This window comes from Lysobacter claricitrinus (assembly GCF_045866565.1).
GTDB lineage: Bacteria > Pseudomonadota > Gammaproteobacteria > Xanthomonadales > Xanthomonadaceae > Cognatilysobacter > Cognatilysobacter claricitrinus.
Genome location: NZ_BAAFZV010000005.1, coordinates 1 through 25,824 on the forward strand (window position 1 = coordinate 1; position 25,824 = coordinate 25,824).

Here is a 25,824-nt window from a genome sequence, read left to right on the forward strand (position 1 = left end):
GCGCCGGCGAGATAATCGGGCTGCGCCCGATTCGCCGCCAGCGTCAGCGAGCGGTTCTTGAGCGCTGGCTAGAAGCGCCAGTAACGCATCGCGATGACCGCTTGGCCGCACATTATCTTGTGCGCGCCGTCGCCCTTGGATCCTCGATCTTTCCGTCGACGCGTACACAGAAATGCACGACGAAAACGCCCGTCTAGCTGGCAAGTGGTGCACTACCGCTCGTGATCGACCTAAGGGACGGAACGGGCGCGACGCGCGTCAGCCCGGTGGGCATGCGTTCGCGTCGTGCACGCAGCCTCCGGTGGTGGCGCAGTAGATATAGCCGGCTGCGCATTCGTCGCTCGATCGCGCCGAAGTCCGACATAGACCGCTTACAGGCTCGCAGCCGAAACCGTTGTTCGCACAGTTGCTCGTGGCGCCCGCGGTGTTGCGGCTGAGCGTCGGAGTCTCGCAATAGGCGTGCACCAGACTCCCACCCGGATGCGTCATCTCCGCGATCCGGTCGGTCAGGGTCGCCACCTGGCCCTTCAGCTCCTTGTTCTTGGCCACTTCGCGCTGGTACAGCGACTGGTAGTCGATCGTCGCGGCGATCGCCTTGGCCGGAGACGCGGTGGGTGCCGGCACCACGCGCGCCGCTGTCTGGGCGTGTGCGAACGAGCTGGCGAGCAGCGCAATCAGCAGAACATGACGGGGCTTCATCGGGTGCTGCTCCTTGCGACTGGACTGCCGGCGAGCATAGCGGCCCGCAGGTCGGTGGCCAGCGCGCGACCGACCCGAGGGCACCAGCGACTACAAAACCCGCGGCGTCTCGCCGCCGACGATCACCACGTCGGCCGGGCGTCGTGCGAACAGGCCAACACTTACCACGCCGGGCATCTGGTTCAGTGCGGTCTCCATCGCCACCGGGTCGGTAATGCGCAGGCCGTGCACGTCGAGGATCCAGTTGCCGTTGTCCGTGGTCACGCCCTCCCGCCACACCGGTTGCCCCCCTGTCGTGGCGACGATCGAGCGCGCGACGAAGCTCCGCGCCATCGGGATCACCTCGACCGGCAGCGGAAAACGACCCAGCACGTCGACCTGCTTGCTCGGGTCGACGATGCAGACGAAGCGCTCGCTGGCCTGCGCGATGATCTTCTCGCGCGTCAGTGCGGCGCCGCCGCCCTTGATCAGGCGCTTGGCTGGGTCGCATTCATCGGCGCCGTCGACGTAGAGCGCGAGTGGGCCCGTCGCGTTGAGGTCGAGCACTTCGATGCCGTGCGAGCGCAGCCGCTCGGTGCTCTGGTCGGAACTCGACACCGCACCGCGGATGCGGTCGGGCTCGCGGCCGAGCGCGTCGATGAAATAGGCGACGGTTGAGCCGGTGCCGACGCCGACGATCATGCCGTCTTCGACGTAATCCATCGCCTTTTCGGCGGCCAGGCGTTTCGCTTCGGTCACGGTATTACTCGAGGGAGAGAAGAAGTTTCCACTGCGCGGCGGACACCGGCAGAACGGACAGCCGGCTGCCGCGGCGAATCAGTTCGAATTCCTCGCCGAGTTCGTCGGCGTGCGAGCGGATTTCGTCGAGCGGGATGATGCGCGAGAACTTGCGTTCGAAACTCACGTCGACGTTGAACCAGCGCGGTTCTTCGCGCGTCGCCTTCGGGTCGAAGTAATGGGATTTGCGCTCGAACTGCGTCGGGTCCGGATACGCGTTCGTCGCGACGGTCGCGGTGCCGACGATGCCGGGCGGCGTGCAGTTGGAGTGGTAGAACAGCACGCCATCGTCAACGTGCATGCCGTTGCGCATGAAGTTGCGCGCCTGGTAGTTGCGAACGCCCGTCCACGGCTCGGTGCCGACGCGCGCAAGGTCGTCGATCGAAAAGGCATCGGGCTCGGACTTCATCAGCCAGTAACGGCGGCGGGTGGTCATAGGGCGGCGAGGTAGGTGTCGGATTCGGTGCAGACGGCGTCGAGCGGGACGTCCCATTCGGCGGGCGTCAGCGTGTCCACGCGCTGCAGCTCGTAGGCGACGCCGACCAGGAGCGGCCGCGTCGTTTGGTCGCGAATGCCGGCGAGGCTGCGGTCGTACCAGCCGCCGCCCATCCCGACGCGGTTGCACGCAGCATCGAACGCGACCAACGGCATCGCGATCAGCGCGAGGTCCTGCGGTTCGAGCAGCGACGAGGCCGCGATGTCCGGCTCCGGTATGCCGAAGCGGTTCGCGACGAGCGCATCCCCGCTACGCCACGGCGCGAAGCGCAGGCGCATGTCGTCGCCCAGTACCGGAAGGCAGTAGACGCATGCGTTCGGGAGGGCGAGTTGCCAGACGTGAAGCGGCATCTCGCCGTCAACCGCCCAGTAACCGGCGACGTAGCCCGACTGAGGATGTCCCGGCAGCGCGCGCAGGCGCGCGGCGACCTGCTGCGCGGCGGCTATTCGATGCGATGGCGAGAGCGCGGCGCGGCGCGAGCGGATGTCGCGACGGAGCTGGCGCAGGTCGGCCGTGGCGACAGTCATCGCGCGGCGCCCGCGAGGGCGCGACGCGACGAGCGGAAGAAAGTGTCCTCCACCGTGCCGATGCGTGCGAAACGACCTTGAACCCGGGGTCCAAGTGGGAACGCTTGGCCACCGTTGGGCTTCCCGCTCGTGGGCGGGCATGCACTCCGGGTGACGGTCACATTCCCGGTGTCGTTTTTAAGGGACAAGGCGAATGTTTGCACACGCCGTCGCACACAGCAGAGGACGTGCACGAAGTATAGCGCCCGATGTCGTGTTGAACGGGTCATTCGTCGTACCGACTCGGGTGTAATTCAGTCGCGTCGTGAATCGGCGCGCACGGATGAACGGCGCGACGGTCGCTCAACCGGCCGGGAGATCGAGCAGGTCGTCGAGGCGACGGTTCAGCATGCCGAGCGAATGCGCGATGTCGCGTTCGCTGTGCGTGTCCTGCTTCACCTGCAGAAGCTCGTGCGCGAGGTTCAACGCCGCGAGCACCGCGATGCGGTCGACCGCCGCCATCTTGTTGCTGCCGCGTACGTCGCGCATGCGGGTATCGAGAAGCTTTGCCGCGGCGATCAGCCCGTCGCGCTGGTCGGGCGTGCAGCCCACGGTGTATTCGCGATCGAGGACGCGGACGTTGACGGGTTCGGAGGCGTTCGTGCTCATGCCGGCGCTCAGGTGTGCTGCTCGAGCGAACGCAGGCGGGCGATCATCGCCTCGACACGCACGCGGGCCTGCTCGTTCTTCGCCAGCAATGCGGAACGCTCTGCGACGAGTTCGCCCTGTTGCTGTCGAAGGCTGCGGTTCTCGTCCTGCAGGCGGCGCAGGCGATCAGCGAGTTCGTCGATGCGCCGGGCCAGCCGGTGGATCAGTTCGAGCGTCTGGGGCCTGTCGTCCATGTCGCCACGATAGCAGCGCGACCGTCCGAATCAAGGCGCGGGCGGCACGCTGTCGTCCCAGCGCCAGTCGCGCATGAACCGCTCGCAGTCGTCGGGCAGGAGGGGACGCGCGAGCCAGTAGCCCTGGATCTCGTCGCAGCCGTTGCGGCGCAGGAAATTCAGCTGGCCCTCCGTCTCCACGCCCTCCGCGACGACATGCAGCCCGAGCGAATGGCCCATCGCAATGACGGCGCTGGTGATCGCTTCGTCGTCCGGATCGCGGGTGAGATCGCCGATGAATTCGCGGTCGATCTTGAGCGCGTTGATCGGCAGGCGCTTGAGGTAGGCGAACGAGGAATAGCCCGTGCCGAAATCATCGATCGACATGTGCACGCCGAGATCGCGGATGGCCTGCAGCGCGGACCAGGTTTCCTCGGCCATGATCACGCTCTCGGTCAATTCGAGCTCGAGGCGATGCGGCGGCAGGCCGGTGTCGGCGAGCAGGCGTTCGATTACGCCGGCCAGGTGGCCGCGGCGCAGTTGCAGCGCCGACACGTTCACCGCCATCGCGATGTCGAGGCCGGATTCGCGCCACGTCCGCAGTTGCTCGCAGGCGCTGCGCAGCGCCCATTCGCCGATCTCGAGGATCAGGCCCGATTCCTCGGCCAGCGGAATGAATTGCGCCGGCGACACCGCGCCGAACTCGGACGAATTCCAGCGCAGCAACGCCTCGACGCCGACGATGCGCTGCTGCGACAACGACAGCCGCGGCTGGTAGACGAGATGCAGTTCGTCGCGGTCGATGACCTTGCGCAGCGCCGCCGACAGCGTGGCGCGGCGGCGGATATCGATGTCCATCGCGCCGCTGTAGCGCATGTAGGTGCGGCGCCCGAGCGCCTTCGCCTGGTACATCGCGGTGTCGGCGTGCTTGAGCAGGTCGGACGGGGTGTCCGAATCATCCGGATACAGCGACACGCCGATCGACGGCGAGATGATCACGTCGCGCAGGTCGCCGGCGTCGAGCGGTGCTTCGAACGCGGTCAACAGCTGTCGCGCGACCGCTTCGGCTTCGTCGGCGTGCTCGACGTGCTCCATCACCACGGTGAACTCGTCGCCACCGAGGCGCGCGACGACATGACGTCCGCCCAGCGCATGCCGCAGGCGTCCCGCGGTGGCGCGCAGGATGGCGTCGCCTGCAGCATGGCCGAGCGAATCGTTGATGTCCTTGAAGCGGTCGAGGTCCAGGAACAGCACGGCAATGCGCGTTTCCTGCCGTTTCGCGCGGGAGATCGCGCGCGACAGGCGCTCGAGCAGCAGCGCGCGATTGGGCAGGCCCGTCAGCGTGTCGTAATTCGCGAGGTAGCGAAGTTCCTGTTCGGCGCGTTTCTGGTCGGTGATGTCCGACAGCACCGCGACCCAGTGGCCGCGCTGGCCGGTGTTGTCGAGCACCACGCTCGCCTGCAGCCAGCACAGGAACTCGCTGCCGTCCTTGCGGCGCTGCCACAACTCGCCGGACCAGCGGCCATCGCGCTGCAACTCGTCGCGCATCTGCCGGTACACGACTTCGTCGTGCTGGCGGCTGTCGATGAGGCTGGTCTGCTGGCCCGCGACCTCCGCTTCGGTGTAACCGGTCATGCGGGTGAACGCGGGGTTGACCGAGATGAAGGCGAAGTCGTCGTCGAACACCGCGACTGCCTCGGCCATGCTGCGCAGCACTTCGCTGGCGACGCGGCGATCGCGCTCGGCGCGTCGCGTTGCGGTGATGTCGCGCGCGGTACCCGCGATGCGCAGCGCCTGGCCGGCATCGTCGCGTTCGACGACGCGGCCGCGTGCACGGATCCACACCCATGCGCCGTCGTCGCCGATGACGCGATGCTGTGATTCGAACACCGGGATCTCGCCGCGCACGTGGCGCCGCAGTTGCGCGACAACGCGCTCCAGGTCGTCCGGATGGATGCGATGCGTCTGCTCCTCGACCGTATCGACCGCGATGTCCGACTCGCCGATGTCGAATGCGCGCGCCTGCGTGCGGTGCATCAGACCGCGGCCGAGGTCGTAATCCCAGAACTGTTCGCCCGACGCCCACAACGCGAGTTTCAGGCGCTCCTCGCGCTCGCGCAGGTCGACGAGATGCACGCTCTCGCGCCGGCGTCGCTGCACCCACTGCCACGCCGCGAACACCAGCGGTGCGAGCAGCAGGAACGCGATCGACGCAATGACCAGCGGATGCCGCCACAGTGGGCGGGCGACGTTCACCGGCAACGTGAGTTGTGCGTTCGACCAGCGCCCGTTGCGATCAGTGGCCTGCGCGCGGAACGTGTAGCGGCCCGGCGGGAGATGCGTGTACGTGATTTCGCGCTGCGTGCCGTTGTCGATCCAGTCGGTGTCGAAACCGTCCATGCGATAGCGGTAGCGCGGGCGCGTCGACGGCGAGAAGTCAAGTTCGCCGACACGCAGGCGAACGATGTCCTCGCCGGCGGCGATGCGCAGCGACGTCGGCGGCCACAGCGAGCCGTCGGCGCTCTCGCGGTTGCCGATGCGCACCGACAACAGCCGCAGCGGTGCGGCGTAGCCGGGCGCGTCGCCGCGCCGCGGGTCGACCAGGTTGATTCCGCGCACGCCGCCGAACGCGAGGCGGCCGTCGGCCAGCACGCCCGCCGCACCGCCGTTGAATTCGAGGTCCTGCAGGCCTTCGCCGAGGCCGAACAGGCGCGCCTCGCCCGTGTCGGGTCGAAAACGCAGCAGGCCCGCGTCGGTGCCTGCCCACAACGTGCCGCGCGGTGCTTCGCGGAGCGAGAAGATCGTCAGCGTCCGGCGGTCGGGCAATGCGCGGTCGAGGGGGCGGCGAAACGTCAACCCGCCGGACGCGTCGGGGACGGCTTCGGTCAGGCCGGCATGCGTGCCGACCCAGATGCGTCCGGACGCGTCTTCGTAAAGCGCGCGGACGACATTGCTCGGCAAGGTGTCGGCGCGGTCCGGTGCGCTGCGGAAGTGGCGCATGGCGCCGTCGGGCATGCGCAGGTCGAGGCCGTCGCCAGTGCCGAACCATGTGCGACCGACGTGGTCGACCAGCAACGCGTGCACGTTGGGATGGGAAATGTGGATGCCGGGGCCGCTGCCGGGAAGCAGGTGGGCAAGCGTCGCGTGTGCGCGGTCGTAGCGGTAGGCGCCATCACCCGAGGTGCCGATCCAGATGGCGCCATCGGAAGCACGTCCGATGGAGCGCGCGATCGGGCGTACGCCATCCGGGAGTTCGATGCGGCGGATGCCGCGCGTGGCCGGGTCCAGGTCCATCGGGCCGGCGGCGGTCGCGAGCAGCAGATGGCCGTCCGGTTGCAGCAGGAACGCGGCAACGCGGCCCGCATCGGCCGGCAATCGGTCGGTCATGTCCTCGAAGCGCCGCGTCGCGAGGTCGTAACGCACCAGGCGGTCGCCATCCGTGCTGTACCAGAGCGCGCCGGGCGTGCCGATCACCGAGCGCACGCTGTCATCGGCCGCGGCGTTCTGGCCGGCGTGCGGCGTGGTGTCGCTGATGAAGGTGAACTCGGCACCGCGCGGATCGCCCACCGCCGCGCCGCGGAACTGGCCGCCGAGCCACAGCAGCCCGCTGCGGTCGACCAGCATGGTGTTGACGCTGTTCTCGGGCAGCGTGCCGGCGACGGCGCGGTCCTCGTACAGCGCGAGTACCGCGCCGGTATCGGGATCGAAACGCCGCAGGCCGTGCGGATAGACCGACAGCCAGAGATGGCCGTCCGGCGTCTGCACCAGCGCGCGGATCTGGGACGGTTCGTCGTCACGCGGCCAGACGTGGACGCGGCCGTCCACCGTCACGCGGTCCAGCCCGTGTTCGCCGCCGACCCACAGCCGTCCGTCACGGCCTTCCTGCAGCGTGTACGCGGGTTCATCCGCGCCGACGCGGGTCGCGGTCACGCCGTCGATGCGGAACAGCCCGGCGCCGGTCGCGAACCAGAGGCGGCCGGCGCGGTCGCGCAACAACTGCTCGTTCGGGACGCCGGTCGTCGGGCGCGTGGGCAGGTCGAGAACGCGGCGACGCATGCCCGTCTTCGGATCGAGCCGGTCCAGGCCGCTGACCGTGCCGATCCACAGCGCATCGGCGTCGGCATGCAGCGCCAGCACCTGGCGATCGGCGCGACGGTCGGGCACGGCGTCGAGATAGCGACGGATCGCGCCGGTGCGCAGGTCGAGCCGTGCGACGTACTGCGAGAACGTGCCGACCCAGAGCGCGGGCGACTCATCCAGCGCGAGCGCGGTGACGAAGCTGTCGGGCAGGCTGGCGGGGTCGCGCGGGTCGTGGCGGTAGACGCGATAGCGCTCGCCGTCGTAACGGTGCAGGCCGCCCTGCGTACCGACCCAGACGAAACCGAGCCGGTCCTGCACGATCGCGCCGACCGAACTCTGGGTCAGCCCACGCTCGGTGCCGATCTGTTCGAAGTAGAAGTCGCGCGTGGCGGCCGCGGCCGGAAGCGGTGGCACGCCCAGCAGCGCGGCAAGCAGCAGCGGAGCGAGGACGGCCCGGAGTCGATCGGTGACAGCGGCGCGCACGGCTCTCGCGACCGGAAAGATCGCCCAGTGTAGGCACCGCTTGCTCGCAGCCTCAACCGGCGCGGCAGGCGGGGTTGCTACACTCGCGAACCCCGTCGCGCTTTTTGTTCGCCCGTGACCGAATCCGAACTGCCGTCCGTTGCCGATATCGATGCCGAAGCCGTCCGCCAGGGCCTGGCGACGTCGCCATTCGAGTTGCATGGGGCGCTGTGCGGCTGGCTCGCCGGCGGCGGCCGTGACGACCGCGGCTGGCTGGCGTCGGTGTTCGCCGACCCGCAGCTGCCGACCCCGGCGCCGGGCTCCACGTTCGATCGCCTGCGCGAAGCGACGTCCGCCCAGCTGTCCGACCGCAGCTTCGAGTTCGAGCTGCTGCTGCCCGAATCCGACGCACCGCTGGTCGAGCGCAGCGGCGCGGTATTCGACTGGTGTCGCGGCTTTGTCAGCGGGTTCGGGCTGGCGTCCGGCGCCGAAGCGCCGCTGTCGGACGAAAGCCGCGAGGCGCTCGCAGACCTCGCCAAGCTCGCCGCCGCGCAGCCGCAGGACGAGGGCGACGAAGAGGACGAGGAAGCGCTCGTCGAGATCGAGGAGTTCGTGCGCGTGGCCGCGCTGCTGCTGCACGGCGACTGCGTGCTCGCCCGCGAGCACCGCCAGCGGCTGAACTGATCGCCGCGTAGCCAGCGGCGCCGCGCTCGACCTACCATCGGCGCGATGGCTCGCATCTCCGCTCCGAAAGCTCCCGCACGCGCACCGGCGTCGCCGTTCGCGCGCCGCCGTCGACAGCTCATGCGCATGGCCGGCGACGACGCGATCGTGATCGTGCCCGCCGCCGCCGAGCGCGTGCGCAGTCGCGACACGCATTTTCCGTACCGGCAGGACTCCGACCTGCTCTACCTCACCGGCTTTCCGGAACCGGACGCCGTGCTCGCGCTGATCCCGGGCCGGCCGCACGGCGAGGCGATCCTGTTCTGTCGCGAACGCGATCCCGAGCGCGAAGGCTGGGACGGCCCACGCTTCGGTCCCGAGGGCGCGGTGCATGCATTTGGCCTGGACGACGCGTATCCGGTCACGGATCTCGACGACATCCTGCCGGGGCTCCTTGAAGGACGGTCGCGCGTCTACTACCACTTCGGCCGCGACGCCGAGTTCGATCTCAAGCTGATCGGTTGGCTCAACCGCGTGCGCGCGCAGGTGCGCAGCGGTGCGCAACCGCCGCACGAATTCCTCGAGCTCGGCCATCTGCTCGACGAGCTGCGCCTGTTCAAGGATGCCGGCGAGTTGAAGCTGATGCAGAAGGCCGCCGATGTCAGCGTCGCCGCGCACCAGGCCGCGATGCGCGCCGCGCGTCCGGGCGTGACCGAATACCAGTTGCAGGCCGAGCTCGAATACGTGTTCCGGCGCAATGCCGCCGTGCCCGCGTACAACAGCATCGTCGGCGCCGGCACCAATGCGTGCGTGTTGCACTACAACGCGAACAGCGGCACCGCGCGCGACGGCGAACTCGTGCTCGTCGACGCCGGTGCCGAAGTCGACGGCTATGCCGCCGACATCACCCGCACGTTCCCAGTCAACGGCAGATTCACGCCGGCACAGCGCGCGCTGCACGACCTCGTGCGTGATGCGCAGTCCGCGGCGCTCGCGCAGGCGCGCCCCGGCGTGGTCTGGGATGCGATCCACGACGCCGCGGTCGCCACGCTCGCCGACGGCCTGCTTCGACTCGGACTGCTGAAAGGCAAGCTCGACAAGGTCATCGCGGATGGCAGCTACAAGCGTTTCTATCGCCACAAGACCGGTCATTGGCTCGGCCTCGACGTGCACGACGTCGGCGACTACCGCGTCGACGGCCAGTCGCGCGTGCTCGAGCCCGGCATGGTGTTCACCATCGAGCCCGGCCTGTACGTGGATGCGAACGACACGAGCGTCGACGCGAAGTGGCGCGGCATCGGCATCCGCATCGAGGACGACGTGCTGGTGACGAAATCCGAGCCGCGCGTGCTGACCGATGCGCTTGCGCGCTCGGCCGAGGCGATCGAAGCGTTCATGGCCGACGCACGCACCGCGGCGTGACCGCATGAGCGTCCACGTGCGCGCCGCGACGGTTGACGATCACTCGGCGATCCTCGCGCTGGTGCCGCGACTCGCCGCAACCGGCACCCCCAGCGGCCGCGATGCCGGGCAGGTGCGGGCCGCGGACATGGCGGCGGTCGGTGAAGCGCTGCATGCGAACGATGGGCGATGCGCGTTCTTCATTGCGGACATCGACGACGCGATCGGCGGCTTCGTGCACGTGCGTCGCGTGCATGACTACTACACGCAGGCCGACATCGCACACGTGTCGGACATCGTGGTGGCGCCTGAAGCGGAAGGTCGTGGCATCGGGAACGCACTGATGGCGGCGGCCGAAGCGTGGGCGAATGCGCAGGGCTTCGCGCTCATCCAGCTTTACGTACTGCCTGAAAATGCGCCGGCGCGTCGGCTGTACGAACGCGTCGGCTACGCGCCGGAGTGGTTGAAATACGTCAAGCCACTCGGCTGACGTTTCACCAGCTCGCGCCATCGGCCACCAGCGCACCAGCGTGCGCTGCGGCGGATTCGCCGAGCGCCTGCAGGTCGTAACCGCCTTCGAGCATCGAGACGATGCGGCCGTCGCAGTGTCGTCGCGACAGCTCGCGCAGCTGGCCGGTGATCCACAGGTAGTCGACGGCGTCGAGTTCGAGGTGCGCGAGCGGATCGCGCTGGTGCGCATCGAACCCGGCGGAGATCAGCAGAAGCTGCGGCGCGAACGCATCGATCGCCGGCAGCAGTGTCTCGCTCCATGCGCGGCGGAAACCTTCGCTGCTCGTGCCGGGCGGCAGCGGCGCATTGAACACGTTGCCGATGCCACGTTCGTGCGCGTGGCCGGTGTCGGGATACAGCGGCATCTCGTGCGAGCTGCAGAACAGCACGCGCGGATCGTTCTCGAAGATCGCCTGCGTGCCGTTGCCGTGGTGCACGTCGAAGTCGACGATCGCGACGCGTTCCAGCCCATAGGCGTCGAGCGCTTGTGCGGCTGCCACGGCGATCGAGTCGAAGAAGCAGAAGCCCATCGCGGTGTCACGCGTGGCGTGATGGCCGGGCGGGCGCACTGCGCAGAACACGCGACGCGCCTGGCCCGTCATCACCGCGTCGACCGCCGCGACGCCCGCACCGGCGGCACGCAATGCCGCCTCGGCTGCGCCCGGTGAGAGAAACGTGTCCGGATCGAGTTGCACGTGCTCACCGGTCACCGGCGTGTCGAGCACCTGCGCGATCAAGGTGTCGTCGTGCACGCGCGCCAGCTGCTCGCGCGTCGCGAGCGGCGCGTCCGCCCAGGGCAGTTCGGGGTAGGTGTCGCGGATCGCATCGACGACTGCCGCCAACCGCTCGGGGCGTTCGGCATGTCCGCGCGGCGGCGTGTGCGCGGCGCAGGCGGGGTGGGTGAGCAGCAGCAGCGGGATCGGGTCGGCCATGCGGCGATTCTCGCCTGATCGGGGCGACCGTGTGCCCGCAGTGCGGTGCGCCCGTTCGAGTGCGGATCAGCCGCGACGGACGCTCACCTCAGCCGATGGCTTCGCGCAGCTGGAAAACGTTCCCTTCCGGGTCCATCGCGTTGCAGGCGACGAAGCCCGGGCCGTTCCAGCGTTCGTCGAAGATCGCGCCGCCGCCCTCGGCCGCGACCAGGGCCGCCGTGTCGAGGCTGTCGACGGTGAAGAAGAACTTGATGGCGGTGTCCTCGCGACGCACGGCCGGCGTCTCGATCACGATGTCCGCCGCGTACCGCTCGGGAATCGCATGCACGAGCAACTGCTGGTCGGGCGACTCCAGCACGACGATCCCGTCGCGCGCATGCAGCCGGCTCATGCCGAGCACATTTTCGTAGAAGCGCGCGACGCGCTCGAGATCCTTGGCGTACACGAAGACACCGGCGCGTGCAGGTCCTGGCATGGCAGCACTCCCGAACGGATTGCGTTGCGAGCGACGCCGCTCAGCCGTGGCGACGCTCGTGGTTCCACAGCACTTCGCCGTGCCCGCTCGCACGCGCCAGCACGCGGGCCAGCACGAAAAGCAGGTCGGACAGGCGATTGAGATAGCGGACCGCTTCCGGTCGCACGGTTTCGACGCGCGCCAGCGCCACGCACTCGCGCTCGGCGCGTCGCACCACGGTGCGCGCGACGTGGCAACGCGCCGCAGCCTCGCCACCACCGGGCAGGATGAAATCCTTGAGCGGCGGCAGCGGGTCGTTGAAACGATCGAGTTCGCGTTCGAGCCGGTCGATGTCGGCGTCGAAGATCGCGGCGTGGCCGGGAATGCACAGCTCGCCGCCGAGGTCGAACATCTGGTGCTGGATCGACGTCAGCAGTGTCGCGACGTCGTCGGGAAGTTGTGTCGCAAGCACCAGCCCGATGCAGGAATTCGCTTCGTCGACGGTGCCGTAGGCATCGACGCGCGGCGAATCCTTGCCGATGCGCGAACCGTCGCCGAGGCCGGTAGTGCCGTCGTCGCCGGTTCGCGTGTAGATCTTCGAGAGGCGGTTGCCCATCAGCCCGCGGCGAGCGCGCGGTTACGCGACAGCGAGGTCGCGACGACGTGCACCACGGCCGCGCCGCCGACGTACATCGCCGCCGTCTGCATGTACGGGAACAGGTACTGCACGTAGTTCTGCCACCAGCCGGCCAGCGACGGCGAGGTCACCGAGGCGGACACCCAGTAGAAGCTGCCCTGCGCGATCAGCTGGCAGACGCAGGCCGAAACGACAACGCCTACGGCGAGCAGGCCCAGCGAGCGCAGGTCGTTGGCGACGTTGCGACGGCGCAGCCACATGCCGCCGGCCCACATTGCGAAGTACGCCGGCACCAGGCACCAGTACGCCGGCGATACGCAGTACGCCTGGAAGAAGCTCTGGCCGCTGCGGGTGATCACCGCGTAGTCGATCAGCACGGCGAGCCCCATCAGCAACGGGAACGCCCAGCGCGTCTGCTTCGACAGGTAGAAGCCGCCGATGAAGAACACCGCCCACGAGGCATCCGGGATGGGCGCGAAGTGGTTGATGCGCGTCGCGGCCATCAGCGCGGCGAGCAGCGTGAAGATCAGGGTGCGCTGTGCGGGGGCAGTCATCGGTCGCTCCGGAAAACGGGGCCGGCGCAGGGCCGGCGAGGCCCGCATTCTAGCGGACCCCGCGCAGGCAGGCCGTATCATGGCGGCATGAACGACGCCGCCTTGCGCACGCACGACCTCGTCATCGTCGGAGGCGGCCTGGTCGGCGCGAGCCTCGCCCTCGCGCTCGAGCCGCTGGGCCTTGATGTCGCACTGGTCGACGCGACGCCCGCAGGCGAAATGCCCGTGGTGTTCGACGAACGCTCGCTGTCCTTCGCAGAAGCTACGGTCAATGCGCTGGATGCGCTCGGCGTGATGCCGAAGCTGCGCGCGGCCGGCGGACCGATCCGCCGCATCGTGGTGAGCCGCGAGGGCGATTTCGGACAGGCGCGACTCGACGCCGAGCGGTATGGACGCACGGCGTTTGGACAGGTCGTCGTCGCGCGCGATTTCGGCCACGCGTTGGAAGCTCGCCTCGACACGGTGCGCGGGCTGACGCGTTATCGGCCGGCGCGACTGGTCGCCACGACGCTCGACGGCGCGCTGCGTCGCGTCACTGTGCAGGGCCCGGATGGCATGGTCGAGCTCGCCGCGCCCCTGGTGGTCGGTGCGGACGGCACGGCCAGCGCCTTGCGCGCCGCGCTCGGCATTGGCACCGCCGAAACCGACTACGGCCACGCGCTGTTCGTCGCGCGCTTGCGCACGGAGCGCGCGCCCGACGGCAGCGCCTACGAACGCCTCACCGATGCCGGCCCGACCGCACTGCTGCCGCGCGCGGACCGCCATTACGGGCTGGTGCACGGCGTGGCCGACGACGAAGCCGATGCGGTCGAAGCGCTCGACGACGCGGCGTTTCTTGCACGCATGCAATCGCGACTGGGCTGGCGTCACGGCCGGCTGCTTGGCTGCGGCACCCGCAGTCGTTACGCGGCGCGGCGCGTGGTTGCGAATGCGACGACGGCGCCGCGCGCGGTGCTTGTCGGCAACGCCGCGCAGACCATCCATCCCCTCGGTGCGCAGGGTTTCAACCTCGGCCTGCGCGATGCGCTCACGCTCGCCGAGGAAGTCGGCGCGTCGTTGCGCGAGGGTCGCGACGCGATCGGTGGTGACGCGATGTTGCATCGCTACGCCGAACGCCGCGTCGAGGATCGACGCCGCACGCTCGCGTTCTCCGATCGACTGCTGCGCGTCGGCACGGCGCGCGGTTCGCTCATCCGTCCGCTGCGATCACTCGCCCTGTTGTCGCTCGATCATCCTTCGTGGCTGCAGGCCTGGCTGGTCGGCGGCGCGATGGGCTATCGCGGCGACGTGCCCGCGCTCTGCCGCGGCGACGACGGGCGTCGTAGCGCATGAGCCGGCGCGACGTGGTCGACATCGCGGTCGTCGGTGGTGGCGTCGTGGGCGCCGCCGCCGCGCTCGCGTTCGCGCGTGACGGGTGGAGCGTCGCCCTGCTCGAGGCACGCGAGCCGCCGGCATGGCGCGGCGATGCGCCGGACCTGCGTGTCTACGCGCTCGCACCCGACGGCATGGCGCTGTTCGACACGCTCGACGTCGGCGCGTCGATCCGTGCCGCCCGCGCGTATCCGTATCGTGGCATGGAGGTCTGGGACGCTGCCGGCGGCGGCACGCTGCAGTTCGATGCCGATCGTTTCGCGCGTCGCGAACTCGGCTGGATCGTCGAGCACGCGTTGCTGGTCGATCGCCTGTGGCAGGCGCTGGAACGGGAAGACGTCGCACTGCAGGTGCCCGCGTCGGTCGCCGGCTTCGAACAGGACGATGCGCGCGCCACGCTGCGGCTGGACGACGGCCGACGCCTGCAGGCGAAGCTCGTCGTAGCCGCTGACGGCGCCGCGTCGTCGCTGCGATCGCTTGCGACCATCGACGCGCCGCTGCACGACTACGCGCAGGGCGGCCTCGTCGGCTACGTCGAAACCGAACGTCCGCTCGACGCGACCTGCTACCAGCGCTTCCTGCCGACGGGACCGCTCGCATTCCTGCCGGTCGCTGCGCATCGCGCGTCGATCGTGTGGTCCGCGCCGATCGAAGACGCCAAGCGCCTGCACGATCTCGACGACGACGCGCTTGCCGTCGCGCTGACCGATGCATCGGGCGCGCGGCTTGGCCGCATCCGCCCCGTGTCGGCGCGCGCGGTTTTTCCGCTGCGGCGCCAGCTGGCCGAACGGTATCGCGAGGGGCGACTGTTGCTTGTCGGCGACGCCGCGCACGTGGTGCATCCACTTGCCGGGCAGGGTGTGAACCTGGGCCTGCGCGATGTCGCCGCATTGCGCGCTGCGTTGCCGCGGCCCGGTCGCGACGCGGATCCCTCGACGTCCCGCCTGCAGCGATGGGAGCGCGAGCGGCGCAGTGCGAGCGCGCGCGCGGCCTACGCATTCGAGACGATCAATCGCGTGTTCTCGAACGATGCGCCGGTGATGACGATGTTGCGCGGGTCGCTGCTGGGCGTCGCCGGGCGGCTGCCCCCCGTGCAGCACGCGCTCTGGCGCGAGGCGGCGGGGTTGTAACGAAAACGCCCCGCCGAAGCGGGGCGTTGTGCATCGGTCGCCGTCGCGATTACGGCTTGCGGGTGGTCGCGCGCGGCATCGCGTCGTATTCCGACTGCGACAGGATGCCATCGTGGTTCGTGTCGAGGGTGCGGAAACGCGCCTTGACGTTCGCCTGCACGCCGGCTTCCTTTGCGCTCAGCATGCCGTCGCCGTTGATGTCGAGCATCTGGAACGCGGACGCCGAACCGACGCCCGTCAGTGCGTCGTGCACCGGCAGCGAATTCTTCGCCAGGCCGCCCGCACTGATCCAGGTGCGCAACTCATCCGTGCCGATCCGGCCGTCGGCGTTCGCATCGATGGTCGCGAAGTCGGTGTTGAGCGTGAGGTTGGCCGCTGCTTCCTCGCGGCTCAGGTAGCCGTCGTGGTTGGCGTCGAGGACGGCGGTGTCGATGCTGTAGCGCGTGGCCGCACCCGGAGCGACGACGGCGACGGGCGTGGCGGGAACGACGACCGCGGCCGGCGCGACCGGCGGCGGATTCGCCGCGGCCTGCGCGGCGGCGTTCGCGTCGGCTGCGATGGCGGCTGCGCCAACGGCTTCGCCGGCAGACTCCGCGGCTTCGCCGGCCGCCGTCGCCTTGTTCATGCCGTCATGCGCGCCTGCAGCAGCGCCCATGGCGGCGGCGGTGCTGTCGACGGCGTCGTTCTTCGCGTCTTCGGCGGCCACGGCCGCCTGGTGCGCCTGGTTCGCGGCGACTGCATCGCCGGAGGTCGCGGCCTGGTGCGCTGCCGCCTTCGCCGCGTTCGCTTCGGAGCGCGCGGTCTTGGCCGCGTCCGCGGCCGCGTTCTTCGATGCCTTCGCCTCGACCTTGGCGCGCGCGTCGGTGCTCTGTGCGAATGCAGGCGCGGCGACGCCGAGCGCCAGGCCGAGCGAGATGGCGAGCGTACTGGTACGGAGAATGCTCATGGTCATGCCCTACGTTTTGGGAATCACGAGGACGCTAGGCGCATGCCCATCAACTGAGTGTTTAATCGGTGCGGCGCGCCGGTCGCTTCGTCAGGCGGCGGACAGGGATGTGTCAGCCGTGTAGACGTGCGAAGACGGTGATCTCTTCGCGATCGTGATACAGCTGCCGCGCGCGCCATTCGACCGGGCGTCCGACCTGCTGCTCGAACAGTTCGAGGCATTGCCGCGTCTCGTCCCAGCGCTTCTTCATCGGCAGCTTGAGGTTGAAGATGGTTCGACGGCACCAGCCTTCGCGCAGCCATGTGGCCATGCGTTCGGCCACCCGACGCGGTTGCTCGACCATGTCGCAGACCATCCAGTCGAGCGTGCGCTTAGGATGCCAGACGAAGCCGTCGGCACGCAGGTGTTCGACGCGACCACTGTCGAGTAGATGCTGCGCGAGCGGGCCATTGTCCACGCTGACAACGCGCACGCCGCTGCGCATCAGCACCCAGCTCCATCCCCCGGGCGCCGCGCCGAGGTCGGCGGCGTGCAGGTTCTCGCGCAACCAGGCGTCGCGCTCTTCGGCGTCGAGCAGCGTCAGCAGCGCCTCTTCGAGCTTCAGCGCGGAGCGACTCGGTGCCTGCGGATTCATGCGCAGCCGCGGAATCCCCATCGGCCAGTCGCTGCGGTCCTTCGGCTCGGATATCGCGAGGTGCGCGTGATCGCCCGATTCCAGCAGCACGTGCAGGTGCGGGCGATCGGGCGAGTCGATGAAGGTCAGCCAGCCGGCTTCGCGCAACGCGGGGCGCAAGGCATTGCCGAGCGCACGCGCGAGTGCCGCGAGCGGCTTGCCCTCGTCGCTGTCGGGATGTTCGACGTGCACTTCGCCGAAGTGAAGCTCCGGCGTGCCGAGCGCGGCGGCCATCGCGGCGACGATCGCGCCGACGCGGTCGGGCTTCACGCCCGGGCGTGCGCCGAGCGAGGGCAGTTCCGCGAACGCGACAAGTTTCTGCCGCGCGAAGATCAGGTCGCGGAATGGCAGGGCATGCGACAACGCAGCCGCGTCGTCGCAGACGAAACGAACGAAGCCGCTGCCGCGCTCGGTGCGGGCATAGCCCGCGAAGCCGAGCAGGCCGGCGCGCTCGGTGAACTCGGCCGCGAGCTCCGGCTCGAAGCCTGCGCGGCAATAGCCGAGCAGGGACGCCTGCGCGATCGCGCTCGTATCGGATGCGGCCATGGTGGCGTCAGTAACGCGCGCCGCCGGACGACGAGTAGTGGCGCAGCACGTCGCAGGCGGCCTCGCGCTGCACGTCGCGCACCACCGCGATGGCGCGTCGCTCGAGTTCGCCAACCCAGTCGGCGGGCAGCGGGCCTTCGTCGAACTCCGTCAGCGCTTCGACATCCTCGCTGCGCGCGCCGATCAGCAGGCGGTCGACGCCCGCCCACACGGTCGCGCCGTAGCACTGGCAGCAGGGCTGCGCGGAGGTCGCGAGCGTGATCGGCCCGACGCGCTCGCCGGGTGCCGATTCGTTGAGGCGCGCACGTTGCGTGCGCTGTTGCGCAAGCATGTACGCCATCGTTTCCGCATGCGCGACGGAACACGTATGCGGCAGCACGCGGTTCACGCCCACTGCGATCACGCGATCATCGGGACCGAACACCGCGGCGCCGAACGGGCCGCCGCTGCGCGCGTCGACATTGCGACGCGAGAGTTCGATCGCCAGCGCGACCTTCGCGTCATCACCTTCGTAGGCGCGCGTGGTATCCACGGCTTCGTGCACCCACGCCGGAAGCGTGAGGTGCACCTGTGCGTACAGCATCATCGTCATTGAGCCACCGGTGTGGAGCTGCTGCCCGAATCGCGGCAGGTGCCGGCGACGCAGCTGCAGCTCTGGATGTCCTTGAAACCGCAGGTCGACGACATGCCCTGTCGTGCGCATTCGGCCTGCACCGCCGCCGGGTCGACCGGCGAATTCCTGTTGACGCATGCCGGCATCGCGCCGCAGCAGCTGCCGACATTCTTGACCGCGCAATCGGAATCCGTCGCGCAACTCGTCAGCAGCTTCGGTGCGCCTCGCTCGACACGCTGCGGCGGCAGTCCCGTGCTCTTCGTCGGCGTATGGCGACCGCCGGCGGGCACGACGTCCTGTGCAGCACTCACGGGAACGGCATGCGCCGGTGGCGTCGCGTCCTTCGCGGACGACGCATCGTTCGACGTCATCGTCTCAGGCGCATCGGCCACCGCCTGCGGGCGCGCGCACCCCGCGGCCAGCGCGAGCGCGCAGAGGATCGGAACCAGGATGGACAGGCGCATGGCGGCTCTCCGGATGGGGAGGTTCAAGCCTTGCCCGACCACGTGTCACGCAGCGTGACGCTGCGGTTGAACACCGGGCGGTCGGCGCGATGGTCGTAGCGGTCGGCGACGAAATAGCCGATGCGCTCGAACTGGAAGCTGGTCTCCGGTGCGGCCTGCGCCGCAGAGGGTTCAACGTAGCCGGTGACGACGCGTCGCGACTCCGGATTCAGATAGTCGCGATAGGTCTTGCCGCCCTCGTCGACATCCGGATCCGGCACGGTGAACAGGCGGTCGTACAGGCGGATCTCGGCCTCGACCGCGTGCTTCGCGCTGACCCAGTGGATCGTGCCCTTCACCTTGCGGTTCGCGCCTTCCATGCCGGGGCGCGATTCGGGATCCAGCGTGCACCGCACTTCGACCACGCGACCATCCGCGTCCTTGACCACTTCATCGCAACGCACGATGCCCGCACCGCGCAGGCGCACGTCGCCCCCGACGGTCAAGCGCTTGAAGCCCTTGGGCGGCACTTCCTCGAAATCCTCGCGCTCGATCCACAGCACGTTCGAGAACGGCACGCTGCGCTCACCGGCCGACTCGTCCTTCGGGTGGTTCGAGAACGTCAGCGACTCCTCGTGGCCGTCAGCGAGATTGGTGATGACCAGCTTCAGCGGATCGACCACGCCCATGCGGCGCTGCGCCGCGGCGTCGAGATCGTCACGCAGCGCGCCTTCGAGGATGGAGATGTCGAGCAGCGAGTTCTGCTTGGAGATGCCGACGCGATCGACCATCAGCTTCAGCGCGCCCGGCGTGTAGCCGCGGCGGCGGATGCCCTGCAGCGTCGGCATGCGCGGATCGTCCCAGCCGTCGACCAGGCCATCGTTCACCATCGCGAGCAGCTTGCGCTTGCTCATCACCAGGTAATTGAAGTTCAGGCGCGAGAACTCGATCTGGCGCGGCTTGGCGGCTTCGCGCGGCAAGCCCTTGTCGAGCAGCGGTTTCAGCAGTTCCGGATGGTTGACCAGGTCGACCCTGTCGACACACCAGTCGTACAGCGGGCGGTGGTCCTCGAACTCCAGCGTGCAGAGCGAATGCGTGATGCCTTCGATCGCGTCAGACAGCGAATGCGCGTAGTCGTACATCGGATAGATGCACCACGCGTTACCGGTGTTCTGGTGCTCGACGTGCTTGATGCGGTACAGCGCGGGATCGCGCAGGTTGATGTTGCCGCTGGCCATGTCGATCTTCGCGCGCAGCGTGCGCGCGCCATCGGCGAACTCGCCCGCGCGCATGCGGCGGAACAGATCGAGATTTTCCTCGACACTGCGATCGCGGAACGGCGACGGGCGGCCGGGCTCGGTAAGCGAGCCGCGATAAGCACGCACTTCCTCGGCGCTGAGATCGTCGACGTAGGCGTCGCCCTGTTCGATCAGCTTCTCGCCGGCGAGGTAGAACACCTCGAAGTAGTCGGACGCATGGCGCAGCGCATGCCAGTCGAAGCCGAGCCAGCGCACGTCGTCCTGGATGGCGCGCACGTACTCGGGGTCTTCCTTCGCCGGGTTGGTGTCGTCCAGGCGCAGGTTGCAGTTGCCGCCGAATTCGGCGGCGACGCCGAAGTCGAGGCAGATCGCCTTGGCATGCCCGATGTGCAGGTAGCCGTTCGGTTCCGGCGGGAAGCGCGTGCGGATCGCCTGGTGCTTCCCGGCCGCGAGGTCCTCCCGGACGATCTGGCGGATGAAGTCGTTCTTGACGCCGGTTTCAGGCGCGGCGTTCTCGGGCGATGCGGACATGCGGGCTTGCAACCACGTGGGGAAGCCCGCAGTTTAACGGAGCAGGCCGCTCCGGCCCGGCGGGAGACCCGCATGAAGCCCGTCTACGACGCCGCGAACCTCATCGACGCCCATCTCGTTCGCCATGCGCTCGAGGACGCCGGCATCCCGGTGTTCATCCGCGGCGAGGCGCTCACCGGCGGAATGGGTGAGCTGCCGCTTTACGGCGTGGTGCAGGTCTGCGTGCCGGAAATGGCGTGGCCGCAGGCCGACGCGGTGGTGCGGGCGCTGGATTTCGGCTCGCCGCCGGATGTCGACGCCGAACCCGGTTGGGATGCCGGTCTCGCGCCGATCTGACGCATCCGTCGCCGTCCGCGCGACGTATCCATCGACGCCGCATTCGCATCGCGGATGCTGCGCTGTCCGCCACACCGGCCCGGCCGGTCGAAGGAGTTCACATGCTGGAGAAACTGCTCGGAATCGGCGCGCACAAACAACGCATGCCGCGCGCCGGCGAAGCCTTGCCGGGTCGCGAGAGCCCGATGCCGGTCGATAACGCCCACCACGTCCACGGCCGCGCGATCCAGGGTGACTTCGCCGGCTTCGAGCAGGTGCAGTTCGGCCTCGGCTGCTTCTGGGGCGCCGAGCGGCTGTTCTGGACGATTCCCGGCGTGCACACCACGGCCGTCGGTTACGCCGGCGGCGAAACGCCGAACCCGACCTATCGCGAAGTCTGCAGCGGCCAGACGGGCCACACCGAAGCCGTGCTTGTCGTCTACGACCCCGGGCAGGTCACGTTCGACGCGCTGCTCAAGGCGTTCTGGGAAGGCCACGACCCCACGCAGGGCATGCGCCAGGGCAACGACACGGGCACGCAATACCGCTCTGCAATCTACTGCACGACACAGGCGCAATACGACGCCGCGATCGCCAGCCGCGATGCATACGCCACGAAACTGCGCGATGCGGGACTGGGCGACATCACCACCGAAATCCGCTATCCCGCGCCGCCGTTCTACTACGCGGAGGACGACCACCAGCAATACCTGTCGAAGATTCCGAACGGGTATTGCGGGTTGGGTGGCACCGGTGTGAGTTGTCCGATCGGTGCGGGTGTCGACGCGGCTTGACGCTCGTACGAACCAGCGGGACGCAGCGGCGACGTATGCCTTTGCTGTTTCCTCAAATCGATCGCTCGCCCGGCGGGAGTCGCGAGACATCGAAACTGAAACAGCCGACGAAGCCCGCGAGACCCGAAGGGCGGCGCACATGGATGTGTTCCGTTCGCGCCCGAGGCAGGATGGCGAGTGTGCGGGTCGCGGCCAACTCAGCCGATCGCGGGCTGTAGACCTCATCGGGAAGGTGCTTTCTTTTGGTTATCTTTTCCTTGCACCAGCAAAGAAAAGTTACTCGGGCCTGCCACCGCACGAAACGCAGTTGCAGTTGCAGTTGCAGTCGCCGAGAACCGAACGCTACTTCGACACCGCCCGCAACGAACAAACGTAAATCACCTCACACGCCCCATCCCCGCTGTCCTCTCGCGACAGCGAACTGCGCCACGTCCACCCATCCGGCGCATCGGCTTCCACCAGCCAGCCATCGACGCGCACCCGATCCCCGGCATGCACGTCCGCCAGTGCGGATGCCGCAGCGACGTTCGCCGGAATCATGTGCATGTTCGCGCTCGAGCGCACGATCTCGTCCGGCGGAATCGGCGCATCGCCCGACCAGCGATACATGTACCAGCGCCCCGACTGCGAGATATCCAGGCGCTTCAGCACCGCGTCGTCGCGCATGCGCCCCCAGCCCAGCGCGAGATCGGTCGGCGACAGGTCGGATTCGCGCCCCATCGAATAGTCCTCGCGCGACAGCACGCGCGCGTCGACGCTGAACCCAGCAAGCGGACGCAGCGTGGCCGCGCGCAAGCGGAACGGACCGACGCCGGATGGCAGCCCGCTCTGCAGGGGTTCGCCGAACGCGCTGACGGCGGGCGGCATCGGGCAATTCACCGCGCCGACCGCTTCGGCGGCACGCGCGCGCCGGTGACTGGGGCCGACGGGCGAAAACCACCAGCCGATCGCAGTGATTACAAGCGCGATGGCAACGCCCCGACGCACGCGCCTCAGCCTTTTCGACGTCGCGCTGCCGCGGCCTTGGGCGGCGTGAGCAGGCCGTCCGGCAGCCGTCGGAATTCCGCGGCGAGTTGTTCGAGGAAATCGCCCATCGCTGAACTGCGCCGCCACACCATCGCGATGCGCCGATGCGGGACATCGCCCGCGAACGGCACGAGTGCGAGGTCGGGTGACGGTGGAACCGGCGGCTGCACTGCGAGCATCGGCAGCAACGTCATGCCGACGCCCGCAGCGACCATCTGCCGCAGCGTTTCGAGCGACGTGGCGCGGAAGCCATCGCGTTCGCCTGCGCCCGCAAGGCGACACACGTCGAGCGCCTGGTCTCGCAGGCAGTGGCCTTCCTCGAGCAGCAGGAGGTCTGCGTCGCGCAGGTCGTCGCCATGCAGTGCACCGCGCGATGCGATCGGATGCGTGCGCGGCGCGGCAAGCACGAAGGGTTCGTCGAACAGCGGTTCGACGCGCAGCTGGTCGTCGTGCAGCGGCAACGCGAGGATGCCGGCGTCGAGCCGACCATCGCGCAGGCGCTGCAGGATCTGGTCGGTCTTCTCTTCGACCAACAACAGCTCCAGGCGCGGAAAGCGTTCGCGCACGCCCGGAAGCACATGCGGCAACAGGTACGGGCCGAGCGTGGGAAAAAGGCCGAGGCGGACGCTGCCGGCCTCCGGATCGCGGCTGCGACGCGCGAGCTCGATCATCTGGTCGACTTCGGCGATCACGCCGCGCGCGCGTTCGGCCACGTCGCGGCCGACCGGCGTCAGCATGACGCGGCGTGGCGCGCGTTCGACGAGCGACACACCCAGTTCGTCTTCGAGCTTGCGGATCTGCGTGGAGAGCGTGGGCTGGCTGACGAAGCTCGCCTGCGCGGCGCGGCCGAAATGGCGGTGGTCGGCGAGGGCGACGAGGTATTTCAGGTCACGCAGGTTCATGGGGCGATGGTAGGGGCGCTGTGGGCGCTTTTCCATCGGAATTGGGGTTTTGATTCATTGCGTCGATGGGCGGCTTCATTGCCGACTGTGGTCGCAAGCGTCGACGAAGGTGGCGGCGCCTGTCGCCACGGGGCCGCGCAGGTCGTGGCGACGGTCGCAAAAGCAGAGGCGTTCCGTTCGCTGGCGCGACCGGGTTACTTTTCTTTGCTGGTGCAAAGAAAAGTAACCAAAAGAAAGCACCTTCCTCGACGGATCTACAGCTCGCGACCGGGCGACGTCATCGCGATCGCCACACTCGGCATCCTGCCTCGGGTGGCGACGGCGCGCGTCCTGCGCGCCGCCCTTCGGGTCTCTACGATTGCTGCTAGCTGGCGCGAATCAAAACACGGCAACAGGATAGCAACCGAACCCGCAACCGCAATCGAGATACTGGGCGCCAATGCAGCCGCAGCATCGGGCGGCGGGACGACCCGTTAGCGCTTACGAACCGAACGCCGTGCGCCGCGCATTCGGCACGACGCGGCGACGAGGCCGCTTATGCCGCCTGCGCTTGTTCTGCCGGAGCGGATGTGCGAATCAGATGATCGAATGCACTGAGCGCCGCGGTCGCACCGGCGCCCATCGCGATCACGATCTGCTTGTACGGCACGGTCGTGGCGTCGCCAGCGGCAAACACACCCGGCACGTTCGTCGCGCCGCGATCATCGATGACGATTTCGCCGCGCGATGTCATTTCGACGCTGCCCTTGAGCCATTCGGTGTTCGGTAGCAGGCCGATCTGCACGAAGACGCCTTCGAGCTCGATCGTGCGCGATTCGCCGGAGGCGCGATCCTTCACGATCAGGCCGTTGACCTTGGCGCCATCGCCCAGCACTTCGGTGGTCTGACCGCTGACGATCACGTCGACGTTCTTCAGGCTGCGCAGCTTGCGTTGGAGCACGTCGTCGGCGCGCAGCTGCGAATCGAATTCGATCAGCGTGACGTGTGCGACAAGGCCGGCGAGGTCGATCGCTGCTTCCACGCCCGAGTTGCCGCCACCGATGACTGCCACACGCTTGCCCTTGAACAGCGGGCCGTCGCAGTGGGGGCAGTAGGCCACGCCCTTGTTGCGGTACTGCTCCTCGCCGGGCACGCCCATCTGCCGCCAGCGCGCGCCGGTGGTGACGATCACGCTCTTCGACTTCAGCCTTGCCCCGTTTTCGAGTTCGACGCCGATCAGCCCGTCGCTGCCTGCCGGATGCAACTTCGTCGCGCGCTGCAGGTTCATCACGTCCACCTCGTAGTCGCGCACGTGCGTCTCCAGCGCGGTCGCGAGCTTCGGGCCTTCGGTGTACGACACCGAGATGAAGTTCTCGATCGCCATGGTGTCCAGCACCTGGCCGCCAAAGCGTTCGGCTGCAACGCCGGTGCGGATGCCCTTGCGCGCGGCGTAGATCGCCGCCGCCGCGCCGGCCGGGCCGCCGCCCACGACGAGCACGTCGAACGCGTCCTTGTTCGCGATCGATTCGGCCGCTCGCGATGCGGCGCCGGTGTCGAGCTTTGCCAGCACCTGTTCGACGGTGACGCGGCCCTGGTCGAACGGCTGGCCGTTGAGCAGGATCGTCGGCACCGACAGGATGCCGCGCGCTTCGACTTCGTCCTGGAACAGCGCGCCGTCGATCGCGACGTGGTGGATGTTCGGGTTGAGCACGCTCATCAGGCTTAGTGCCTGCACCGTGTCGGGGCAGCTCTGGCACGAAAGCGACATGTAGGTCTCGAAACGGAACTCGCCTTCGAGCTCGCGCACCTGCCGCGCGACGTCGTCCTCGATCTTCGGCGGATGGCCGCCCACCCACAGCAGTGCGAGCACCAGCGACGTGAATTCGTGGCCGAGCGGAATGCCGGCAAAGCGGACGTCGATATCGGTGCCGGCGCGCACGATCGCGAACGACGGACGACGTGCGTCGTCATCGGTGCGCGCGTACTCGACCTTGTCCGACAGCGACGCGATGTCGCGCAGCAGCGCTTCGAGTTCGCGCGATGCATCGGACTCGTCGAGCGACGCGTGCAACCGGATCGGCTGCTGCAGGCGCTCGAGATAGGCGGAAAGCTGCGACTTGAGGCTGTCGTCGAGCATGGGGGGTGCTCCATGGCGAACGGGGGAATGCGGAAGGCGCACATCGCCACAGCGCCGCGCAAGGCGGCGTCGACGTGCATGTGCGGGATTCGAACGCTGGTGGCAAC

General features: G+C 68.6%; 28 protein-coding genes and 1 other RNA gene. 9 read left to right on the forward strand and 20 right to left on the reverse strand.

Annotation, left to right across the window (positions count from 1 at the left end; translation table 11 throughout):
* Nucleotides 1-197 (forward strand): hypothetical protein (locus tag ACKTTN_RS13950; RefSeq protein WP_407910517.1); only part of this gene is annotated, 197 nt, incomplete at its 5' end.
* A gap of 61 nt (nt 198-258) precedes the next feature.
* On the opposite strand, the gene ACKTTN_RS13955 is transcribed toward ACKTTN_RS13950, so the two are convergent.
* From ACKTTN_RS13955 to ACKTTN_RS13990, 8 genes are all read right to left on the reverse strand, one after another.
* Nucleotides 259-699 carry a hypothetical protein gene (locus ACKTTN_RS13955; protein WP_407910518.1) on the reverse strand — a complete coding sequence of 147 codons (441 nt, stop codon included), beginning with the start codon at nt 697-699 and terminating at the stop codon, nt 259-261.
* Between the two features lie 90 nt (nt 700-789).
* Nucleotides 790-1,437 (reverse strand): ribose-5-phosphate isomerase RpiA, encoded by a 648-nt coding sequence (gene rpiA / locus ACKTTN_RS13960; RefSeq protein ID WP_407910519.1) that lies wholly within the window; start codon nt 1,435-1,437, stop codon nt 790-792.
* 4 nt (nt 1,438-1,441) lie between these two features.
* Nucleotides 1,442-1,912, reverse strand: coding sequence for an EVE domain-containing protein (locus ACKTTN_RS13965; protein WP_407910520.1), 471 nt, complete (start codon nt 1,910-1,912; stop codon nt 1,442-1,444).
* Complete coding sequence (locus tag ACKTTN_RS13970; protein ID WP_407910521.1) at nt 1,909-2,499, reverse strand: 5-formyltetrahydrofolate cyclo-ligase; 591 nt, start codon at nt 2,497-2,499, stop codon at nt 1,909-1,911. The genes ACKTTN_RS13965 and ACKTTN_RS13970 overlap by 4 nt, the downstream gene beginning before the upstream one ends.
* A gap of 42 nt (nt 2,500-2,541) precedes the next feature.
* Nucleotides 2,542-2,727: non-coding RNA, 6S RNA (gene ssrS / locus ACKTTN_RS13975), on the reverse strand.
* A 114-nt stretch (nt 2,728-2,841) separates the two neighbouring features.
* Nucleotides 2,842-3,147 (reverse strand): cell division protein ZapA, encoded by a 306-nt coding sequence (locus ACKTTN_RS13980; RefSeq protein ID WP_407910522.1) that lies wholly within the window; start codon nt 3,145-3,147, stop codon nt 2,842-2,844.
* A gap of 8 nt (nt 3,148-3,155) precedes the next feature.
* Nucleotides 3,156-3,380 (reverse strand): TIGR02449 family protein, encoded by a 225-nt coding sequence (locus ACKTTN_RS13985; RefSeq protein WP_407910523.1) that lies wholly within the window; start codon nt 3,378-3,380, stop codon nt 3,156-3,158.
* A gap of 30 nt (nt 3,381-3,410) precedes the next feature.
* Complete coding sequence (locus ACKTTN_RS13990) at nt 3,411-7,922, reverse strand: EAL domain-containing protein (protein ID WP_407910524.1); 4,512 nt, start codon at nt 7,920-7,922, stop codon at nt 3,411-3,413.
* Between the two features lie 114 nt (nt 7,923-8,036).
* On the opposite strand from ACKTTN_RS13990, the gene ACKTTN_RS13995 reads away from it, so the two are divergent.
* The 3 genes from ACKTTN_RS13995 to ACKTTN_RS14005 are packed head-to-tail and all read left to right on the forward strand — an operon-like array spanning nt 8,037 to nt 10,455.
* Nucleotides 8,037-8,585: a UPF0149 family protein gene (locus ACKTTN_RS13995; RefSeq protein WP_407910525.1), complete on the forward strand. Its 549-nt coding sequence runs from the start codon at nt 8,037-8,039 to the stop codon at nt 8,583-8,585.
* A gap of 45 nt (nt 8,586-8,630) precedes the next feature.
* Nucleotides 8,631-9,986 (forward strand): aminopeptidase P N-terminal domain-containing protein, encoded by a 1,356-nt coding sequence (locus ACKTTN_RS14000; protein ID WP_407910526.1) that lies wholly within the window; start codon nt 8,631-8,633, stop codon nt 9,984-9,986.
* Nucleotides 9,987-9,990: 4 nt separating this feature from the next.
* Nucleotides 9,991-10,455 (forward strand): GNAT family N-acetyltransferase, encoded by a 465-nt coding sequence (locus ACKTTN_RS14005; protein ID WP_407910527.1) that lies wholly within the window; start codon nt 9,991-9,993, stop codon nt 10,453-10,455.
* 4 nt (nt 10,456-10,459) lie between these two features.
* Here ACKTTN_RS14005 and ACKTTN_RS14010 read toward each other — a convergent pair whose 3' ends face one another.
* The 4 genes from ACKTTN_RS14010 to ACKTTN_RS14025 form a co-directional block, all read right to left on the reverse strand.
* Nucleotides 10,460-11,389 carry a histone deacetylase family protein gene (locus tag ACKTTN_RS14010; RefSeq protein ID WP_407910577.1) on the reverse strand — a complete coding sequence of 310 codons (930 nt, stop codon included), beginning with the start codon at nt 11,387-11,389 and terminating at the stop codon, nt 10,460-10,462.
* A gap of 106 nt (nt 11,390-11,495) precedes the next feature.
* Nucleotides 11,496-11,882 carry a VOC family protein gene (locus ACKTTN_RS14015; protein ID WP_407910528.1) on the reverse strand — a complete coding sequence of 129 codons (387 nt, stop codon included), beginning with the start codon at nt 11,880-11,882 and terminating at the stop codon, nt 11,496-11,498.
* A 40-nt stretch (nt 11,883-11,922) separates the two neighbouring features.
* The gene (locus tag ACKTTN_RS14020) at nt 11,923-12,477 is read right to left on the reverse strand and encodes a cob(I)yrinic acid a,c-diamide adenosyltransferase (RefSeq protein ID WP_407910529.1); all 555 of its coding nucleotides are present in this window, start codon (nt 12,475-12,477) and stop codon (nt 11,923-11,925) included.
* A complete protein-coding gene (locus tag ACKTTN_RS14025; RefSeq protein WP_407910530.1) occupies nt 12,477-13,052 on the reverse strand; it encodes a hypothetical protein in 576 nt (191 codons plus the stop codon). The genes ACKTTN_RS14020 and ACKTTN_RS14025 overlap by 1 nt, the downstream gene beginning before the upstream one ends.
* An 87-nt stretch (nt 13,053-13,139) precedes the next feature.
* On the opposite strand from ACKTTN_RS14025, the gene ubiH reads away from it, so the two are divergent.
* Nucleotides 13,140-14,384 carry a 2-octaprenyl-6-methoxyphenyl hydroxylase gene (gene ubiH / locus ACKTTN_RS14030; protein ID WP_407910531.1) on the forward strand — a complete coding sequence of 415 codons (1,245 nt, stop codon included), beginning with the start codon at nt 13,140-13,142 and terminating at the stop codon, nt 14,382-14,384.
* Entirely contained in the window at nt 14,381-15,553 is a 1,173-nt protein-coding gene (locus ACKTTN_RS14035; RefSeq protein WP_407910532.1) for an FAD-dependent oxidoreductase, read from the forward strand. The genes ubiH and ACKTTN_RS14035 overlap by 4 nt, the downstream gene beginning before the upstream one ends.
* A gap of 49 nt (nt 15,554-15,602) precedes the next feature.
* On the opposite strand, the gene ACKTTN_RS14040 is transcribed toward ACKTTN_RS14035, so the two are convergent.
* From ACKTTN_RS14040 to ACKTTN_RS14060, 5 genes are all read right to left on the reverse strand, one after another.
* The gene (locus tag ACKTTN_RS14040) at nt 15,603-16,499 is read right to left on the reverse strand and encodes an EF-hand domain-containing protein (protein ID WP_407910533.1); all 897 of its coding nucleotides are present in this window, start codon (nt 16,497-16,499) and stop codon (nt 15,603-15,605) included.
* Nucleotides 16,500-16,611: 112 nt separating this feature from the next.
* Nucleotides 16,612-17,718 (reverse strand): 23S rRNA (cytidine(2498)-2'-O)-methyltransferase RlmM, encoded by a 1,107-nt coding sequence (rlmM, locus tag ACKTTN_RS14045; protein WP_407910534.1) that lies wholly within the window; start codon nt 17,716-17,718, stop codon nt 16,612-16,614.
* 7 nt (nt 17,719-17,725) lie between these two features.
* The gene (locus ACKTTN_RS14050) at nt 17,726-18,301 is read right to left on the reverse strand and encodes a nucleoside deaminase (protein ID WP_407910578.1); all 576 of its coding nucleotides are present in this window, start codon (nt 18,299-18,301) and stop codon (nt 17,726-17,728) included.
* Nucleotides 18,302-18,306: 5 nt separating this feature from the next.
* Entirely contained in the window at nt 18,307-18,795 is a 489-nt protein-coding gene (locus ACKTTN_RS14055) for a hypothetical protein (protein WP_407910535.1), read from the reverse strand.
* 23 nt (nt 18,796-18,818) lie between these two features.
* Nucleotides 18,819-20,564, reverse strand: coding sequence for a glutamine--tRNA ligase/YqeY domain fusion protein (locus tag ACKTTN_RS14060; RefSeq protein WP_407910536.1), 1,746 nt, complete (start codon nt 20,562-20,564; stop codon nt 18,819-18,821).
* A 72-nt stretch (nt 20,565-20,636) separates the two neighbouring features.
* Here ACKTTN_RS14060 and ACKTTN_RS14065 point away from each other — a divergent pair, with 72 nt between their 5' ends.
* Complete coding sequence (locus ACKTTN_RS14065) at nt 20,637-20,900, forward strand: putative signal transducing protein (RefSeq protein ID WP_407910537.1); 264 nt, start codon at nt 20,637-20,639, stop codon at nt 20,898-20,900.
* 113 nt (nt 20,901-21,013) lie between these two features.
* Nucleotides 21,014-21,673, forward strand: a complete 660-nt coding sequence (msrA, locus tag ACKTTN_RS14070; protein WP_407910579.1) for a peptide-methionine (S)-S-oxide reductase MsrA — start codon at nt 21,014-21,016, stop codon at nt 21,671-21,673.
* Between the two features lie 342 nt (nt 21,674-22,015).
* Here msrA and ACKTTN_RS14075 read toward each other — a convergent pair whose 3' ends face one another.
* Together ACKTTN_RS14075 and ACKTTN_RS14080 are read right to left on the reverse strand one after the other, a co-directional pair.
* Nucleotides 22,016-22,540 (reverse strand): hypothetical protein, encoded by a 525-nt coding sequence (locus ACKTTN_RS14075; protein ID WP_407910538.1) that lies wholly within the window; start codon nt 22,538-22,540, stop codon nt 22,016-22,018.
* A 125-nt stretch (nt 22,541-22,665) separates the two neighbouring features.
* Nucleotides 22,666-23,601 carry a LysR substrate-binding domain-containing protein gene (locus tag ACKTTN_RS14080; RefSeq protein ID WP_407910539.1) on the reverse strand — a complete coding sequence of 312 codons (936 nt, stop codon included), beginning with the start codon at nt 23,599-23,601 and terminating at the stop codon, nt 22,666-22,668.
* Between ACKTTN_RS14080 and ACKTTN_RS14085 the strand changes: the two genes are divergently transcribed.
* On the forward strand, nt 23,551-24,078 hold the full coding sequence (locus tag ACKTTN_RS14085) for a hypothetical protein (protein ID WP_407910540.1): 528 nt from the start codon (nt 23,551-23,553) through the stop codon (nt 24,076-24,078). The genes ACKTTN_RS14080 and ACKTTN_RS14085 overlap by 51 nt on opposite strands.
* Nucleotides 24,079-24,136: 58 nt before the next feature.
* On the opposite strand, the gene ahpF is transcribed toward ACKTTN_RS14085, so the two are convergent.
* The gene (gene ahpF, locus ACKTTN_RS14090) at nt 24,137-25,717 is read right to left on the reverse strand and encodes an alkyl hydroperoxide reductase subunit F (protein WP_407910541.1); all 1,581 of its coding nucleotides are present in this window, start codon (nt 25,715-25,717) and stop codon (nt 24,137-24,139) included.
* Nucleotides 25,718-25,824: the final 107 nt, after the last annotated feature.